Source organism: Luteibacter sp. (assembly GCF_036499525.1).
In the GTDB taxonomy this organism is placed as follows: domain Bacteria; phylum Pseudomonadota; class Gammaproteobacteria; order Xanthomonadales; family Rhodanobacteraceae; genus Luteibacter.
Map to the genome: position 1 here is coordinate 51,276 of NZ_DASYDO010000068.1, position 17,964 is coordinate 69,239.

General features: G+C 64.5%; 14 protein-coding genes. 5 read left to right on the top strand and 9 right to left on the bottom strand.

Annotation, left to right across the window (positions count from 1 at the left end; genetic code table 11):
• Nucleotides 1-116 precede the first annotated feature (116 nt).
• Nucleotides 117-1,334 carry a methionine adenosyltransferase gene (gene metK / locus VGM71_RS13720; protein WP_331546064.1) on the top strand — a complete coding sequence of 406 codons (1,218 nt, stop codon included), beginning with the start codon at nt 117-119 and terminating at the stop codon, nt 1,332-1,334.
• A gap of 161 nt (nt 1,335-1,495) precedes the next feature.
• On the opposite strand, the gene VGM71_RS13725 is transcribed toward metK, so the two are convergent.
• Genes VGM71_RS13725 through VGM71_RS13735 form a run of 3 tightly spaced genes read right to left on the bottom strand, consistent with a single transcriptional unit; the run spans nt 1,496 to nt 2,993 of the window.
• Nucleotides 1,496-2,023, bottom strand: a complete 528-nt coding sequence (locus VGM71_RS13725; RefSeq protein WP_331546066.1) for a hypothetical protein — start codon at nt 2,021-2,023, stop codon at nt 1,496-1,498.
• Nucleotides 2,020-2,466 carry a DUF2778 domain-containing protein gene (locus VGM71_RS13730; protein ID WP_331546068.1) on the bottom strand — a complete coding sequence of 149 codons (447 nt, stop codon included), beginning with the start codon at nt 2,464-2,466 and terminating at the stop codon, nt 2,020-2,022. The genes VGM71_RS13725 and VGM71_RS13730 overlap by 4 nt, the downstream gene beginning before the upstream one ends.
• 23 nt (nt 2,467-2,489) lie before the next feature.
• Nucleotides 2,490-2,993: an Hcp family type VI secretion system effector gene (locus VGM71_RS13735; RefSeq protein WP_331546070.1), complete on the bottom strand. Its 504-nt coding sequence runs from the start codon at nt 2,991-2,993 to the stop codon at nt 2,490-2,492.
• Between the two features lie 518 nt (nt 2,994-3,511).
• Here VGM71_RS13735 and VGM71_RS13740 point away from each other — a divergent pair.
• The gene (locus tag VGM71_RS13740) at nt 3,512-4,030 is read left to right on the top strand and encodes a DUF4142 domain-containing protein (protein ID WP_331546072.1); all 519 of its coding nucleotides are present in this window, start codon (nt 3,512-3,514) and stop codon (nt 4,028-4,030) included.
• A gap of 126 nt (nt 4,031-4,156) precedes the next feature.
• Here VGM71_RS13740 and VGM71_RS13745 read toward each other — a convergent pair whose 3' ends face one another.
• Genes VGM71_RS13745 through xylA form a run of 5 tightly spaced genes read right to left on the bottom strand, consistent with a single transcriptional unit; the run spans nt 4,157 to nt 10,780 of the window.
• Nucleotides 4,157-5,302, bottom strand: a complete 1,146-nt coding sequence (locus tag VGM71_RS13745) for a sugar ABC transporter permease (protein ID WP_331546074.1) — start codon at nt 5,300-5,302, stop codon at nt 4,157-4,159.
• A 40-nt stretch (nt 5,303-5,342) separates the two neighbouring features.
• Nucleotides 5,343-6,890: a xylose ABC transporter ATP-binding protein gene (locus VGM71_RS13750; RefSeq protein WP_331546076.1), complete on the bottom strand. Its 1,548-nt coding sequence runs from the start codon at nt 6,888-6,890 to the stop codon at nt 5,343-5,345.
• 10 nt (nt 6,891-6,900) lie between these two features.
• Nucleotides 6,901-7,914: a D-xylose ABC transporter substrate-binding protein gene (gene xylF / locus VGM71_RS13755; RefSeq protein ID WP_331546078.1), complete on the bottom strand. Its 1,014-nt coding sequence runs from the start codon at nt 7,912-7,914 to the stop codon at nt 6,901-6,903.
• 16 nt (nt 7,915-7,930) lie between these two features.
• A complete protein-coding gene (xylB, locus tag VGM71_RS13760; RefSeq protein WP_345786175.1) occupies nt 7,931-9,451 on the bottom strand; it encodes a xylulokinase in 1,521 nt (506 codons plus the stop codon).
• A 12-nt stretch (nt 9,452-9,463) separates the two neighbouring features.
• Nucleotides 9,464-10,780, bottom strand: a complete 1,317-nt coding sequence (gene xylA / locus VGM71_RS13765; protein ID WP_331546080.1) for a xylose isomerase — start codon at nt 10,778-10,780, stop codon at nt 9,464-9,466.
• Nucleotides 10,781-10,933: 153 nt separating this feature from the next.
• Between xylA and VGM71_RS13770 the strand changes: the two genes are divergently transcribed.
• Genes VGM71_RS13770 through VGM71_RS13780 form a run of 3 tightly spaced genes read left to right on the top strand, consistent with a single transcriptional unit; the run spans nt 10,934 to nt 15,066 of the window.
• Entirely contained in the window at nt 10,934-12,112 is a 1,179-nt protein-coding gene (locus VGM71_RS13770; RefSeq protein ID WP_331546082.1) for a XylR family transcriptional regulator, read from the top strand.
• A gap of 23 nt (nt 12,113-12,135) precedes the next feature.
• A complete protein-coding gene (locus VGM71_RS13775) occupies nt 12,136-13,179 on the top strand; it encodes an aldose epimerase family protein (protein ID WP_331546084.1) in 1,044 nt (347 codons plus the stop codon).
• A gap of 21 nt (nt 13,180-13,200) precedes the next feature.
• On the top strand, nt 13,201-15,066 hold the full coding sequence (locus VGM71_RS13780; protein ID WP_331546086.1) for an ATP-binding cassette domain-containing protein: 1,866 nt from the start codon (nt 13,201-13,203) through the stop codon (nt 15,064-15,066).
• Nucleotides 15,067-15,177: 111 nt separating this feature from the next.
• On the opposite strand, the gene ppc is transcribed toward VGM71_RS13780, so the two are convergent.
• Nucleotides 15,178-17,883, bottom strand: a complete 2,706-nt coding sequence (gene ppc, locus VGM71_RS13785; protein WP_331546088.1) for a phosphoenolpyruvate carboxylase — start codon at nt 17,881-17,883, stop codon at nt 15,178-15,180.
• Between the last annotated feature and the right edge of the window lie 81 nt (nt 17,884-17,964).

Genomic DNA, 17,964 nt, shown 5'->3' on the forward strand with positions numbered 1-17,964 from the left:
ATCCATGCAATCGTCACCCCCTGGCAGTACCCTCCCCGCTGCAAAACGGACCGGGGCCGTGTATCATGGCGCGCCCCATTTATCTCTTTATCCGTAAAGAAGGATATATCGCCCCGATGAGCAACTACCTCTTCACCTCCGAGTCGGTCTCCGAAGGCCATCCGGACAAGATCGCCGACCAGATCTCCGACGCCGTCCTGGACGCGATCCTGGTCCAGGATCCGCGCGCGCGCGTGGCCTGCGAGACGCTGGTGAAGACCGGCGTGGCCATCGTCGCGGGCGAGATCACCACCAGTGCCTGGATCGACCTCGAGGCCCTGACCCGCAAGGTCATCCTGGATATCGGTTACGACTCCTCCGAAGTCGGCTTCGACGGCGAAACCTGCGGCGTGCTGAACCTCATCGGCAAGCAGTCCCCGGACATCAACCAGGGCGTGGACCGCAAGAAGCCTGAAGAACAGGGCGCGGGCGACCAGGGCCTGATGTTCGGCTACGCCACGAACGAGACCGGCGAGTACATGCCGGCGGCGATCCACTACGCCCACCGTCTCGTGGAGCAGCAGACCAAGGTCCGCAAGAAGAAGAACTCGCCGCTGCCGTGGCTGCGCCCGGACGCGAAGAGCCAGGTCACCCTGCGCTACGAGAACGGCGAAGCCGTCGCCATCGACGCCGTCGTGCTCTCCACCCAGCACGATCCGGACGTGAAGCAGAAGGATCTCATCGAAGGTGTGCGCGAGCTGATCCTGAAGCCCGTGCTTCCGGCGAAGCTGCTGCACAAGGGCACCAAGTTCCACATCAATCCGACGGGCAAGTTCGTCATCGGTGGCCCGGTGGGGGACTGCGGCCTCACCGGCCGCAAGATCATCGTCGACACCTACGGCGGCTGGGCCCGTCACGGCGGCGGTGCGTTCTCGGGCAAGGATCCGTCGAAGGTCGATCGCTCGGCCGCGTACGCCGCGCGCTACGTCGCGAAGAACATCGTGGCGGCCGGCCTGGCCGACCGTTGCGAGATCCAGGTCAGCTACGCCATCGGCGTGGCCGAGCCCACGTCGATCTCGGTCACCACGTTTGGCACCGGCAAGATCTCCGACGAGAAGATCGAGAAGCTGATCCGCAAGCACTTCGACCTGCGCCCGTACGGCATCATCAAGATGCTCGACCTGGTCCACCCGATGTACCAGCCGACGGCCTCGAACGGCCACTTCGGTCGCAAGCCCTACGAGATCACCGACAAGAACGGCAATACGTTCACGGCGTTCTCCTGGGAGAAGACCGACAAGGCCGAGATCCTGCGCGACGCCGCAGGCCTTGGTGCGAAGGTCGCCCGCAAGTAAGCGGACGCCACCTGCCGGATGAAACGGGCACCTTCGGGTGCCCGTTTTTTTTGGCTCTTTCCTATGTCCGGGTTGTCCGGGCCCGGCTTCGCCATCGTGTTTGGCACGCACGCCGTTTGCGTCTGGCGAGAAGCGTCGGGGTACGCCCCTCACCGCTCAAATCAGCGGCGATGGGTGCTCGCGGCAAGCCTGCGTCGACGTGCAATTCGCAGGGCGACCAGATGAACGATTCCGACAGCGCAAAACACGCTGGCGACAATTATCGCAATTTCGCTGCCGGAATATTTCGTGAGCTCGCCATCCTTCGCCTTGTCGATCGCATCGCTGATGGCTAGGGCCGCGAGTGTTACCACTAACAGCCAACTAGTCCAGCCTACGATGGCAGAGACCCTTCGCTGCCATCGTAGGTAGACCAGACGATGAGGGCCGGACGCGAAACCAACATAATGAAGGACTACCCAAGCAGCGGCATGCAAGCCCAAAACCATGGGAAGCGAAGTCCCCCATATGAACAGGTAGTGGGAGCCATCGTGTGATTGAACGTCCAGCAGGTCTCCCCACCAGGAATAGAAGCTTTCTGGGAATGAAAAGTCCAGAGAATGATCCAGATGTGTCCAGATGACTCCATATAGCCATGCCGCGACGGCCAGCCACGATGCCCACCCGAGAATTCTGCCGACTACGGTCATGACACCCGCACTGTTCCATAGGTCATGAAGTCCGTCCCCGGAATCGACTCCTTCCCGGTTTGTTTCAACAAGCTGTAAAGCAAGTCAAAATCTGACTGATGCTCAACAGTGATGCATCCCTCGCTCCTTCCGTTGGAACCTTTCGGATGCAATCGGAACTGCCCCCTCAGTAGCCCTGCACAATATCGTTCGTCATCGATCACCTTGTCCTTCGCATACAACGCAAACCAATCGCCTTTGAACAACTTATGGACTAGCCCGAAAGTCCTTCCCTCGGGCCGATCGACGATGTAATACATTCCTACGGGAATGGGCCCTTGATTGGGGACACACATATGTGTACGCCGATTTCGAAGTTCGCCGAGACCGGAGAACGCCGGGAATGAAAACCCGGCAATGACCAGCGCCGTATCGGGCTTCAGTTTGAAAACGCCATCTAGCATGATTCACTCCTTCCGATCTGACATCAGACGGAGAACGTCTTATCGTTCTTCGTCAGGCTCCATGTGCCCAACGTGTTGCCGGCGACTCCGCCGTCGATCTTCTGCTTCTGGTACTTCCACTGGATCGCGGCGTACCTGAGTGATATGGACTCGACTGGGAGAAGGACATCGTTGACGCTTAGCTCAAGACGAGAAATGAGGACATTCTTGAGTTGGATCTCCAGATATTTCACCCGCTTGCCATCGCCGGCAGCGCGATAGAACACGATCTGCGCAGCATCGAAGGTGATACCGCTGGATACGGCCTGCGCGAGCAACGGGCTGGCCATATCAAGGTCCTTTACCACGGTCATGTCGCCATGCTCGGTGCGCCCCATTGCGTGACCACCTGCGGTCGACGCGTTGCGCGACGCGGGCTGCATTATTTCATGGTGCAGCGCACTCAGTTCAATCCACTGGCTGTGCTCCTTATCCATCGATTCGCCCTTCATGTCGGGGCCGGACAGCTTCAGATAGATGCTCTTCATTGAGTTTCCTTGGCGAGTCTGACTATGCGAACGCCCTGTCCTACAGACGTGGGACGGAGTGGCATGTTCGCCGCGACCTTTTATCAGTTCGCTTCGGCGATTGTTTGAGAAACATGGACGCAAAGGTTTTCGGTACGGTGTCCATTCATGTGATAAACAAATTTGCGCTGTAATCGGGAGTCGTCGAGCTTTTTCGGCTAACAACGACCGCCCCTGCGGCGTTCTTTAACGAGCAGCATCAGCATGCGGAGAATGAGCATTTTCGTGGTCCTTCGCTTCGTAGGACGTGATGGCAGCCGGCAACCGTGCCCCTCGCCGCTAAGGCCTATGTCGCTTTCGATGGCGGCGTTTCGCAAGACTCCCTCGCCGCCATGGCGACTCCTACAACACGCGAGACGAACCCTTCAGCGGCATCGACCAAGAGGCCGCGGCGCCAACGCAACGTGCCACGGCAGTTGTCACAAGCACTTCATGGGCGTGGTGCGAAACCTTAGCCCTTCCCTGCCGGAGATCTCACCATGAACCGCCGCCGCCGCCCTGCCCTTGCCATCGCCTTTCTCACCGCCACGCTGGGCCTGTCTGCGCAAGCCCAGGAAAAGGACAGCCAGGGTGGCACGCCTACCGATAGCGGATTCTTCAAGAACGCGGGAGCTTCGGGGCTCACCGAAGTGGCTGCGAGCCAGCTGGCGCTGAAGCAGTCGTCCTCCGGCAAGGTGAAGGCATTCGCGCAGAAGATGGTCGCAGACCATACCCGGGTCAACGAAGAACTCGCGGGACTGAAATCCGGCGACAAGGGTTACGCGCTGGTCGATGCGCCCCCACCGGACAGCCAGAAGAACCTCGACGCCATGTCGCGCATGAGCGGTGCCGAGTTCGACAAGGCCTACGCGACGATGATGGTCGCCGACCACGAAGAGGCCGTGGCGATCTTCGAGACCGAGATCGAGAAGGGCTCCAGCCCGCAGCTGAAAGCCTTCGCGACGAAGACCCTGCCGACGTTGAAGCACTATCTGAAGATGGCCAGGACCTTGCCGTAACGACGCGCTGTAGGAGCGCGCCTTGCGCGCGACAGCTTTTCGCCGAGAGCTACAGGGCCTGTGCTCTCGGCCTCAAAAGCTGTCGCGCGCAGGGCGCGCTCCTACACGTCGGATGTCGTGGCCGGGTCAGGCGTTACGGTTGGAACCGGAAAGTACGTCCACCCACACAGCCAGCACGAGGATGACGCCCTTGATGATCATCTGCCATGAGTTGTCCACGTCCATCAGCTGCATGCCGCTGTCGAGGCTGGCCATCACCAGGGCGCCGATGAGCGCGCCATAGACCGTGCCCGATCCGCCGCGCATGGACGTGCCGCCGATGAAGCACGCCGAGATGGCATCGAGTTCGCCGCCCGTGCCGGCCGAGGGCGAACCCGAGCCCGTGCGCGCCACCGTGATGATGCCGGCGAAGGCGCACATGAGGCCCATCAACGCGAATACCACCAGCTTGACCCGCGCCACGTTCACGCCGGACAGGCGCGTGGCCTCCATGTTGCCACCCACCGCGTAGATGTGCCGGCCGAACACGGTCTGCGTCGACACGTAAGTGAACGCGGCCAGCAGGCCAAGCAGGATCATCACCGGGATGGGGATGCCGTTCGCATCGTTGAGCATGCGGATGAAGCCCGCGACGAACGCACCGATGGCGACCAGCCGCGCCACGTCGATCCACACCGCGACCTGATGGAGTCCCAGCGTCGAACGGCGCATGCGGCGGCGCACGGTCAGGCCGATCATCACGAGGAAGATCACGGCGCCGATCCAGCGCGACAGCGCCTGCGGTACGAACCCCTGGCCGAGCGCGATGAGGTCGTCGGGGGCGGGCGCGATCGTCGAACTGCCGGTGACGTACAGCACGATGCCGCGGAAAGCGAGCATGCCGCCGAGGCCGACGATGAACGACGGCACGCGCATCTTGGTAACGATGAAGCCGTTGAACGCGCCGAGCAGCAGGCCAAGGACGAGCACCGCGCCGATGGCCGGCCACGTGCCCCAGCCTTCGTTGACGGTGAGGATCGCCACGACGCCGCCGAGCAGGCCGAGCAGCGAGCCGATCGAGAGGTCGATCTCGCCGGCGATGATGACGAACACCATACCGCAGGCGAGCATGCCGGTAATCGCCATCTGCCGGAACAGGTTGGACAGGTTGCCGGGCGTGATGAAGGCCGACTCGGTCTTCAGGTGGAAGAACACCCAGATGATCGCGACCGCGATGAGCAGCGCGAGGATCTTGTAGCGGACGAACAGTTGCTGGACTTTCTGTGCCTGCATGGAAGGCTTTCCCTGGTAACGCTGTGAACGGATCGTTGGATCAGGCGGCGTGGGCGGGCCCTTCCGCGGCGTGCGAGATGGCGGCGGCGAGCACCTGCTCCTGGGTCAGACCCAGGCTGGGGAAATCGCCACGCAGCCTGCCCTCGCCCACCACGAGCACGCGATCGCTGACGCCGAGCACCTCGGGCATCTCCGACGAGACCATGATGATCGCCACGCCCTTGGAAGCCAGCTCGAACATCAGCTTGTAGATGTCGTACTTGGAGCCGACGTCGACGCCGCGGGTGGGCTCGTCGAGGATCAGCACCTTCGGTTCGGGCAGCAGCATCTTCGTCAGCACCGCCTTCTGCTGGTTACCGCCGGACAACCCGACGATCGGTAGCTCGGGACTCGCTGTCTTGACGCGCAGGCGCTTGATCTCGGCCTCGACCGTCCGCATTTCCGCCTGCCGGTCGATCTGGCCGGCGTGTGCGTAATGCGTCAGCGTGGCGAGCGTGATGTTGTCGCCGACACCGAGCAGGGGAACGATGCCCTGCCGCTTGCGGTCCTCGGGCACGAGCGACAGGCCCGCCTTGATCGCCTGCTCCGGCGTGCGCACCTTGATTGGCTTGCCCTCGAGGATCAGTTCCGCCTCGTAGCGCCCCGGATACGCACCGAAGATCGCCGACACAAGCTCGGTGCGACCGGCACCGACGAGACCGGCGATGCCGAGGATCTCACCACGGCGGACCTGGAACGAAATATCGTCCACCCGCTTGCGGTTCGGATTGGCGACGTCCCAACAGGTGACATGCCGCGCCTCGAAAACCACCTCGCCGATGTCGTGTTCCACTTTCGGAAACAAGTTCTCGATGTCGCGGCCGACCATCGCCGTGATGATCGAATGCGTGGTCATCTCGGCCATCGGCTTGGTGAGGATGTGCTTGCCGTCGCGGATGACGGTGACGGTGTCGCAGACCCGCGCCACTTCCTCGAGCTTGTGCGAGATATAGACGCAGGCCACGCCGTCACGCTTCAGGTCCTCGATGATCGACAGCAAGATGTTCGTTTCGGACGAGGTAAGCGACGACGACGGCTCGTCGAGGATCAGCAGGCGCGCGTTCTTCGCCAGGGCCTTGGCGATCTCGAACAGCTGCTGGTAGCCGCCACCGTAGTTCATCACCGGCGCGGCCACGTTCACGTCCTTCAGCTTCAGGCGGGCCAGCAGCGCGTCCGCCTTGGCATACATCGCGTCGTAGTCCATGAGCCCGCCGAACCGGCGGATCTCGTTGCCAAGGAAGATGTTCTCCGCCACGGAGAGCTGCGGCACCAGCATCAGCTCCTGATGGATGATGACGATGCCGGTGTCTTCGCTGTCGCGCACCGTGTACGCCTTCAGCGGCTTGCCGTCGAAGAGGATCTCGCCCTCCCAGGTGCCATAGGGATACACGCCCGACAGCACCTTCATGAGGGTGGACTTGCCTGCGCCGTTCTCGCCGCAGAGGCCCACGCATTCGCCCGGCCGAACGGCCAGGTCGATGCCGTTGAGCGCGCGCACGCCGGAGAATTCCTTGACGATGCGGCGCATCTCGAACAGGTATTCGCTCATGACGACGGGATCAGGGGCCTACCTGGGCTTGCGTGTAGAAGCCGTCCTTCACCACGAGATCGACGTTCTGTTTCGTCAGGGCGGTGGGTGCGAGCAGGATCGTGTTCACATCCTTCCTGCCGTTGTTCATCGTCGACGTGAAAGTTGGCGTGCCGCCCTTCGCCATCTCCACGGCAAGGTTCGCGGCATCGGTGGCGATGGTCTTGATCGGCTTGTACACGGTCATCGTCTGGGTGCCGGCCTTGATCCGCTTGATGGCCGCGAGGTCGGCATCCTGGCCCGAGACCGCTACCTTGCCGGCCAGCTTCTGGCCGTTCAAGGCAGCGACGGCGCCGCCGGCCGTGCCGTCGTTGGAGGCGACGATGCCCTGGATGTTGTTCTTGTTCGCGGTGAGGGCGTTCTCGATGATCGACTGCGCGTTGGACGCCAGCCACTCGTTGGTCCACTGCTGGCCCACGATCTTGATGTCGCCCTTGTCGACCAGTGGCTTCAGGACCTTCATCTGGCCCTCGCGGAGGATCTTCGCGTTGTTGTCGGTGGGCGCGCCGCCGAGCAGGAAGTAATTGCCCTTGGGCGCGGCGTTCATGACACCTTGCGCCTGCATCTGGCCGACCTTGTCGTTGTCGAAGGAGATGTACGCGTCCACGTCGGCGTTGAGGATCAGGCGATCGTACGAGATCACCTTGATGCCCGCGCGCTTCGCCTCGGCCACCACCGTGGTGAGCGTCTTGGCGTTGAACGGCACGATGACGATCACGTCGACCTTGCGCGAAATGAGGTTTTCGATCTGCTGGATCTGCTTCTGTTCGTTGGCATCGGCGGACTGCACGGAAACGGTGGCGCCCTTGGCCTCGGCCGCCGCCTTGAAGTAGTCGCGGTCACGCGTCCAGCGCTCGACGCGCAGATCGTCGATGGAGAAGCCGATCACCGGCTTGTCCTTGCTCGCATGCGCCTGCGGCGTGGCGAAGACACCGGCGGCGGCCATGGATACGGCTAGCAGGGTATGCAGGGACTTCTGTTTCATGTGCTTCTCCATCGGGTCATGGCATCGCCCTCAGGGAGGGACGAAGGACGTCGCCCGCGGCGGCGTCGACATACAGGGGTTTCAGTTGCTCGTAGGAGCGACGGAACAAAGGGTGACGCGATTGCAGGAAATAAGCATGACGCGCCGCATCGGGCTCGAACGCGGCCGTGACCGGCGGCATCGGACAAACCTCGTCCAGCGAAGCATCGGGTTCGGCGGCCAGCCGGCCGAGGCGGGCCGCGCCCAGGGCGGGCCCGACCTCGCCGCCACTGCGCAGGACAAGGCGCTTGCCGAGGATGTCGGCGAGCATCTGCGTCCAGTAGGCACTGCGTGAGCCGCCCCCGATCACGGTGATCTCGTCGGCGACGAGTCCCGTGGATTCCACCGCCAGCAAGCCATCCAGAAGACCAAGGCCGACGCCTTCGAGCGTCGCGTTGGCAAGGTCGGCGCGGTCGGTGTCGGGGCCAAGTTGCGTGAACGACCCGCGTGCGTGCGGGTTGTTGTGCGGCGTACGCTCGCCCGTGAGGTAAGGCAGGAACAGCGGGCCATGCATCGCGAGGCCCCGGGCTTCGGCCTCCTTGAGCAAGCCCGGCACGTCACCCAGCCCGGTGAGCCGTGCCGTAAAATCGAGGCAACTGGCCGCGTTGAGCATTACCGACATCAGGTGCCAGGTATCCGGCAAGGCATGGCAGAACGCATGCACGGCCTGCTCGGGACTCGCGCGAAAACCATCGGATACCGCGAAATACACGCCCGAAGTACCCAGGGACAACATGGCCTGGCCGTCGCGCACGATGCCCACGCCGACGGCGCCGGCCGCATTGTCGCCACCGCCTGCCGCCACCGGCACCTCATCCATGCCCCAGCGCACCGCCAGCTCACCGCGCAGGCGCCCGGCCGGCTGGGTCCCCTCGAGCACCTGCGGCATGTGCGAGCGGTCGAGTCCGGTCGCGGCGAGCATCCCGTCGCTCCACTGGCGGCTGTTCACATCCAGCCACAGCGTGCCCGCGGCGTCCGAGGCGTCGGTCATGTATTCGCCGGTGAGGCACAAACGAAGGTAATCCTTCGGCAGGAGCACTTTCGCGACGCGATCGAAAACCTCGCGCTCATGCCTGCGTACCCATGCGAGCTTCGGCGCCGTGAATCCCGGCATGGCCAGGTTGCCCGTGATTGCGCGGAATCCGGGAACGCGTTCCAGTTCGGCGCATTCGACATCCGAGCGCCCGTCGTTCCACAGGATGGCCGGGCGCAGGACGTTGCCGGACTTATCGAGCAGCGTGGCTCCGTGCATCTGCCCCGAAAGGCCGATGGCCACGATGCGGCGCGCCTCTACTTCCTTGAGGATTTTCTCTACGGCGGCCTGCGTCGCCGCCCACCACGTGGCCGGGTCCTGCTCCGACCAGCGTGGCCGTGGGTGGGAGACTTCGAGCGGGCTGGAGGCGTTGGCGCGCACGGCGCCCGCCTCGTCCATGACGACCGCTTTCACCGAAGATGTGCCCAGGTCGATGCCGAGGTACAGGCGCGCCGGTGCTTCCATGTCGTATCTCATTCACCCGTAGATATAGCGGTTGACGATGTTCTCGAGCAACTCCTGTCCACCCGAAACGTGCCGGGGACGGAAATCGTGCGCCACGGCATCGTCCGCAAGCGAGGCCAGCGTGTAGCCGCCTTGTAGAATCCTGCCGCCGAAATCGCCCTCCCAGCCGGCGTAACGCTTCGCCTTGAAATCGGCCAGCGCGTCGCGCTCGATCATCTTCGCCGCGCGCTCCAGGCTTAGAGCCAGCGCGTCGATCGCGCCGATATGGCCGTGGAAGAGGTCTTCGGGTGCACTGCTCTGGCGGCGTACCTTGGTATCGAAGTTGAAGCCACCCGTGGTGAAACCGCCCGCCTTCAGGATCTCGTAAGTGACCAGCGTCAATTCTTCCACGCTGTTCGGGAACTGGTCGGTGTCCCAGCCGTTCTGCGGATCGCCGCGGTTGGCGTCGATCGAGCCGAAGACGCCCAGCGCTATCGACGTCGCCACCTCATGGTGGAAGGAGTGGCCGGCAAGCGTGGCGTGGTTGGCCTCGAGGTTCGTCCTCACCTCATTCTCCAGGCCAAACTCTTTCAGGAAGCCGTAGACGGTGGCCGCGTCGTAGTCGTACTGGTGTTTCGTTGGCTCCTGCGGCTTCGGCTCGATGAGGATCGTGCCCTTGAAACCGATCTTGTGCTTGTGCTCGATCACCATCTGGAAGAAACGGCCGAGCTGGCTGCGCTCCCGCTTCAGGTCGGTATTTAGCAGGGTGTCGTAACCCTCGCGGCCACCCCATAGCACGTAGTTGGCGCCGCCGAGGCGCTGCGTGGCCTCCATGGCGTAGCGCACCTGGGTGGCGGCATAGGCGAACACTTCCGGCTGCGGATTGGTCGCGGCACCGGCGGCGTAACGCGGATGGCTGAACAGGTTGGCCGTGCCCCACAACAACTTCATGCCGGTGTCGGCCTGCTTCTTTTCCAGCATGTCGACCATGGCGGCGAAGTTGTTCTTGTAATCCGCAAGGCCATCGCCTTCGGGCGCCACGTCGGTGTCGTGGAACGTATAGAACGGTGTGCCGAGCCGCGAGAAGAAATCGAACGCAGCCTCCGTCTTCTCGCGGGCCCTGGTCATCGGATCGCCCGGCTGCTGCCAGGGGCGTGTGAAGGTACCCGCCCCGAACACGTCGGACCCCGGCCAGACGAAGGTATGCCAGTAGCAGGTCGCCAGGCGAAGATGGTCGGCCATGCGCTTGCCCAGCACCCGCTTGTCCGGGTCGTAGTGGTGGAAGGCGAGCGGGTTGTCGCTGCCTGGGCCTTCGTAGCGAATCTTCGGGACCATGGAAAAGTACGACATAGCTGTTCCTTGATGAACGCGGAGATGTATTCCAATGATCGTGACCAGCAGGCCCTCCCACACGCAATTGCGATTTCCGGCGGGCGGAAGGTCTTTTTCGATGCCGCGCTGCGTCATGGTCGGAAGGCTGAAGCCTGCTAGCGTGAGGAAGCCATGACTCCCCACCGCATCGCCCTGCTATTCAATGCCAACAAGGTGTACGACCGACAGGTCGTCGCTGGCATCGGTCACTATCTGAACAGCACGCGGGTGGAGTGGGACCTCTTCATGGAGGAGGATTTTCGCAGCCGCATGCGCGACATCCGCCAGTTCAAGGGCGACGGCGTCATCGCCGACTTCGACGATCCCGAAGCGCCCGATGCATTGCGCGACCTGCACATCCCCGTGGTGGCGGTCGGCGGGTCGTACCGCGATCCTTCCGCCTATCCCACCGGCGTGCCGTATATCGCCACGGACAACGCGCGCCTTGTGCGCCTCGCCTACGACCACCTCATCGAACAGGGGCTGGGCCGCTTCGCGTTCTATGGTCTTCCGCCCCACCCAGGCAGTCGCTGGGCGCAGGAGCGCGAGCAGGCCTTCCGCGCCATCGCGGACGAAGAGGCGGTGGAGGCCACGGTGTACGAGGGATTGCCCACCAGCGCAGGTGGTTGGGGAGAAGCCGTGGAGCAACTGGTCGCGTGGCTGGGCGAGCTGCCCAAGCCCGTCGGCATCATCGCGACCACCGATGCGCGTGCGCGCCAGGTCCTCCAGGCCTGCGTGATCGGCGACATCGCGGTACCCGAACAGATCGCCATCGTCGGCATCGACAACGATCCGATGGCGCAGTTGCTCACGCGCATCCCCCTCACCTCGGTGATCCAGGGTGCTGAGGAAATGGGTCGCACGGCGGCACACCTCCTGCACCAGATGCTTCGCGGCGTGGATTGTTCCGGCACCCGGGTGCTGGTGCCGCCGGTGGGCATCAACGTGCAGGCGTCCAGCCGCTATCACCCGATGCGCAGTCCGCATGTGATGCGGGCGAGCCATTACATTCGCCAGTATGGATGCCTCGGCATCAAGACCGAGCAGGTGGCCGACTATGTGGGCGTGTCGCGCACCGTGCTCGAAGAACACTTCAAGCGCGAGCTGAAGCAGACGGTGCACCAGGTGATCCTGAAGCACAAACTCGACACCGCCTGCGACCTGATCGCGCATTCCGCCACGCCGCTGGCGGATATCGCACTGCGTTGTGGCTTCACCTCCCTGCAGTACATGTACGCGGTGTTCCGGCGCGAGTACGATTGCACGCCACGCCAGTACCTCGACCTTCATCGGACGACGGGGGCGACCTGATCGCTGCCCGTCCGGAACGTGCCATGCCCGTATCTACCGCCACCGCATGGGGCCAACTCCCCGACGGCCGACCGCTGCACCGCTGGACGCTGCGCAACGCCGGCGGCGCGCAGGTGGAAATCAGCGACCTCGGCGCCACCTTGTTGTCATGGCAGGCCCCGGATCGCCAGGGCCGTGTGGGCGACGTGTTGCTCGGGCACGCCGATGCGCAGCAGTACCTGGATTCCAACGCCTACATGGGCGGCGTCGTGGGCCGCTGGGCCAACCGCATCCGTGGCGGCCGGTTCCGGCTCGACGGCATCGATTACAAGGTGGACCGCAATGATGGCGGCAACCACCTGCACGGCGGTAACGACGGCTTCCACCGGCAGCGCTGGGACGTGGAGGCAGAAGGCGAGGGACTTATCCTGCGACTCGTCTCGGCCGAAGGCGAGGGCGGGTATCCGGGCGAGGTACGGGTGGAGCTGCGCCTGCGGCTCGAGGACGACGGCACGCTGGACCTTCTCTATGCCGCGACCGCCGACGCGCCCACGCCCCTCAGCCTCACCGTCCACCCCTACTTCAACCTCAACGACCGGCGCCCGGACATCCGCGACCACCTGGTTCGCATTGAGGCCGACGAGTTCCTCGCCGTGGATGCGGCGGCTATTCCCGTCGGGCGCCAGGGCGTTGCGGGTACCGCGTTCGATTTCCGCGAGGCGGCGCCGATCGGCTCGCGCCTGCACTGGCCGGACCCCCAGCTTCGGCTGGTCGGCGGGTTCGATCATTGTTATGTCCCGCTTGGCACGCCGGGAGTGGCGCCACGCACCGTGGCCGCGGTTTTCGAGCCCTCCAGCGGGCGCCGGCTCACCGTAGAGACGGATCGGCCTGGGCTGCAGTTCTATAGCGGCCAGAAGCTGACGGGGCAGCCGGGACGGCACGCGGACGTTTACGGCCCGTTTGCAGGCTTCGCACTGGAGACCCAGGCCTTTCCGGACCAGGTGAACGGGCCGGAGGCGGAAGCCGCGATCCTGCGGCCGGGCGCCGTCTGGCGGCAGCACACGCGCTACCGCATCGATACGGCGTAGGACCCCGGGTACAATAGCTGGATGTCCCTCATCCAACTCCTCAACGTCGACTACAGCGTCGGCGGCCCGCTCCTGCTCGAACAGGTCGATCTCTCCCTCGATACCGGCGAGCGCGTATGCATCGTCGGGCGCAACGGCGCGGGCAAATCCACCCTGCTGAAGCTCATCGCGGGCGAACTGCATCCCGACGACGGCGAGATCCGCTTGCAGGGCGGAACGCGCATCGCGAGGCTGACCCAGGAAGTGCCGCAGGACACGGAAGGCAGCGTCTTCGACGTGGTCGCCGACGGCCTGGGCGAACTCGGCCACCTCCTCGCGCGCTACCACCACCTTCTCGACGAGGGCGACATGGACGGCCTGGGCGACGTGCAGGCGCAGATCGAGGCACACAACGCCTGGGACCTGGACTCGCGCGTGCAGCAGGTGATCGAACGCCTGGAACTGCCGGCCCATACCGATTTCTCCGAGCTGTCCGGCGGCATGAAACGCCGCGTGCTACTGGGCCAGGCGCTGGTACGCGATCCGAACCTGCTCCTGCTCGACGAGCCGACCAATCATCTCGACATCGAGGCGATCGCCTGGCTGGAAGGCTTCCTCAAGGGCTTCGCCGGCAGCATCGTCTTCATCACCCATGACCGCAGCTTCCTGCGTTCGCTGGCGACACGCATTGTCGAGATCGACCGCGGCTCGGTCACCAGCTGGCCGGGCGATTACGACAACTATCTGCGCCGCCGTGAGGAACGCCTGCACGCCGAGGCCCAGGCGAATGCGCATTTCGATCGCAAGCTGGCCCAGGAAGAAGTGTGGATCCGCCAGGGCATCAAGGCCCGGCGCACGCGTAACGAAGGCCGCGTTCGCGCCCTGAAGGCCATGCGCCGCGATCGCGCCGATCGCCGCGAGCAGTCCGGCAATGCGCGCATCACGCTTGCCACGGCCCAGGCGTCGGGCCGCAAGGTGATCGAGGCGAAGCACGTCACCCAGGCCTATGGCGGGCGTACGCTGCTGCACGATCTGTCCACGACGATCATGCGCGGCGACCGCGTGGGCATCATGGGGCCCAACGGCGCGGGCAAATCCACGCTGCTGAAGATCCTGCTGAACGAGCTGAAGCCGCAGGAAGGCGAAGTCACGCTGGGTACCGGCCTGGAAGTGGCCTACTTCGACCAGCACCGCTCGATCCTCGACGACCGCATGAACGCGCTGGACAACGTGGCCCAAGGCCGCGAATACATCGAGCTCAACGGCCAGCGCAAGCACATCATCGGGTACCTGCAGGATTTCCTGTTTTCCCCCGAGCGTGCCCGCGCGCCGATCACGCGTCTTTCGGGTGGCGAGCGCAATCGCCTCCTGCTGGCGAAGCTGTTCGCCCAACCGTCCAACCTGCTGGTAATGGACGAACCGACGAACGATCTCGACGTCGAGACGCTCGAGTTGCTCGAGGAGCTGCTCAACGAATACACCGGCACCCTGCTGCTGGTCTCGCACGATCGCGATTTCATCGACAACGTCGTCACCAGTACGCTGGTGCTGGAAGGCGACGGCATCGTCGGCGAGTACATCGGCGGTTATAGCGACTGGCTGCGCCAGCGCCCCGTGGCGCAGGCCGCGAAGGGGGCGGCGAAAGCCGCGCTCGCGCCCGCTCCGGCGGCAGCGACCCCGGCTGCTCCGAAGAAGAAGCTATCGTTCAAGGAACAGCGTGAACTCGAGTTGTTGCCCGCGAAGCTGGAAGAACTCGAGGCCGAGATCGCGCGCCGCACGGCGGCAATGAACGATCCGAAGTATTTCCAGCAGGATGCCGCCGCCATCGCGCGCAGCAATGAAGATCTGGCGAAAGTGCAGGCGGAGCTGGACGTTGCGTTTGCGCGGTGGGAAGAACTGGAAGGCTGATCCGTAGGAGCGCGCCCTGCGCGCGACATATTTTGGAGCGGGGAGCCGCAGGGCCTGTTGCTCTTTGCGAAAGGCTGTCGCGCGCAAGGCGCGCTCCTACAGGTGCTTGGCCTAGCCCGTGTTCTGCAATCCTTGAGAAACGCCGTTCACGCAAGCCACCAGCGCATTGAGCAACGCGTCGTCCTTGCCGCCTGTCGCGCGCCAGCGGCGCAGCAGGTCCACCTGCAGCAGGCTCATCGGGTCCACATACGGATTACGCAGGCGGATCGAGGTCGCCAGCCGTGGATCGCCCGCCAGCAATTCACTCTCACCCTTGAGTTTCAAGACCCAGCGAACGGTCCGCCCGAACTCGTCGCGCAACATCGGAAAGAATCGATCGTGTAGCGGCCCCGCCAGTTTCGAGAAGGCCTCCGCGATGTCGATGTCGGCCTTGGCAAGGACCATCTCCACGTCGTCGAGCATCGTGGAGAAGAACGGCCAGTCCCGAGCCATCTGGACGAGGGGTTGCTCGCCACCATCCTTTGCGACGGCATCGAGTGCCGAGCCAAGCCCGTACCATCCCGTGAGCACGGCACGGCATTGCGTCCACGAGAACACCCACGGGATGGCGCGCAGGTCTTCCACGCCTTTCATGCTGCGCCGGCGCGCGGGGCGCGAGCCGAGCGTCATGCGCTCGATGACGTCGATCGGCGTGGCGCCGCGGAAATAGTCCACGAAACCTTCGGTGTCGACAAAGGCACGGTAAGCCTTGCGACTCTCGTCCGACAGGCGCGCCATGGTGTCTTTCCAGGCCGGCTCGCGGGCTTCGCTGTCGCGGGGCCTCAGCGAGGCACGCATCACCGCACCCAGCGTTTGTTCGAGGTTGCGCACCGCCAGCGCGCGGATACCGTATTTCCGGTGGATGACCTCGCCCTGCTCGGTCACGCGCAACACGCCGCCTACCGAACCACGGGGCGACGCCATCAGGGCCGGCGTGATGCGAGAGCCGCCGCGGCTCGCGGAACCGCCGCGACCATGGAAGAACGCCACGCGGATGCCTGCCTTTGCCGCCACCTCCAGCAAATCCACCTGTGCCCGTTGCAGGCTCCACTTCGAGGCGACGGTGCCGCCATCCTTGCCGCTGTCGGAATAACCGAGCATCACCCACTGGCGATCGCCACGGGCCTTCAGGTGCGCGCGGTACACCGGATCGTCGAGCAGCGTGCGCAAGGTTTCCGCGCCACCGGCGAGATCGTCGATGGTCTCGAACAACGGGGCGACATCCAGCGGTACGCCACCTTCATGCAACAAACCACCATGGCGCGCGAGCGCCAGGACAGCGAGCACGTCCGCGGCCGTTTCGGCCATGCTGATGATGTACAGGCCCGTGGCCTCGGGACCGTAGCGCTTCCGCGAATCGGCCAGCGTGGCGAAAACATCGCGCAGCATCGTCGCGTTTTCGTCGTCCACGCCGGTGTCGAAGCGGCGCTCGCCCGACGCATAGGGGCGCAGGCTGCCGGCGCGCGCTGCGGCGTCGCGGTTGGCCCATTCGCTGTCGCCGAGCAAGGCGGCAAGCGCTTCGTCGTGCAGACGGGCGTCCTGACGAACGTCTAGCCGCGCCAGGTGGAAACCGAACGTGCGCGCGCGCCAGAGCAGACGGCCCACGGCATAGGCACCGGCGTGCTTCCCGCCATGCGCGAGAAGGCTGTTCTCCACCAGCGCGATGTCGTCGATGAACTCGTCCGCGGAGGCGTACCGGCCGTCGTTATCGCGCAGGGTCGCTTCGAGACGCGCGGCGACGAAGGTGAGAAAAGCGCGGTAAGGCATGTCCGCGTGACGGGGCCGGATGCGCGCCGCAGCCTCGGCGAACCTCTCCCGATAGGCGTCGATGCGTTCCCTCAACCCGTCGTCCAGCGTGACGCGATCGTCCGTCTGGCTGAGCAGGCGGCCCAGCACGGCGACGTCTTCCAGATAGCGCTCCAGCACAAGCGAGCGCTGCGCCGAGAGCGTCGCCGCGACGGTCTCGGCATTGACGTTCGGATTCCCATCCATGTCGCCGCCCACCCAGGTGGCGAAACGCAGGAGGCGCGGTATGGCGATGCCATCGCCATACGTATCGGCGAGCGCCTGCTGCAGCGATTCGTACAGTGCGGGCAGCACGCGATACAGCGGCTGGGCGATATAGAAACCCACGTGCTCGAACTCGTCCTGCACGCTCGGCCGCACCGGCGACGCCTCGGCGGTCTGCCAGCCAGCCGACAGCGCCATGAGGATGCGCGCATCGTCGTCGCGGCGTTCCTGGGGCGTGCGACTCGGATCGAACTCGTCGACCAGCGCGCGAACGATCTCCTGTTCCTTCTCCAGCAGCGAGCGGCGCACGGCCTCGGTCGGATGCGCGGTGAAGACGGGCTCCACGTCGAGGTGCCCGAGCAAAAGGGTCAGCTCGTCGCGGTCCACTCCTTCGTTCTTCAGCAGCGCCAGCACGGCTGCCAGCGATTCGGGTTGCGGCGCGCCGCCCTCGCGCTGGTAGTCGCGGCGACGGCGGATACGGTGCACGCGCTCCGCCGTATTCACCGCCTGGAAGTAGGTGGCGAAGGCACGGGCCAGGGCCTCGGCGTCGGCAGCGTCCAGGCCCGTCAGGGAGTCGGCCAGCGCGTCGACAGACGCGCCGCTGCGGCGCCGGTGGATGGCTCCGGTACGTACATGTTCCACCCGTTCGAAGAAAGCCTGTCCGCCCTGCTCCGCGAGCATCTGGCCGACCAGGGCGCCAAGACGGCGTACGTCCTCGCGCAGGGGGCCGTCGTGGGGCAGGAATTCGGGGTCGCGTGCGGCTTCCATCGGACTCTCAATTCGGCATCGGAGCCCTGAGAGTACCGAAATTGAGTGTTCATCCCTGCATCCGGATTCCGCGATACAATC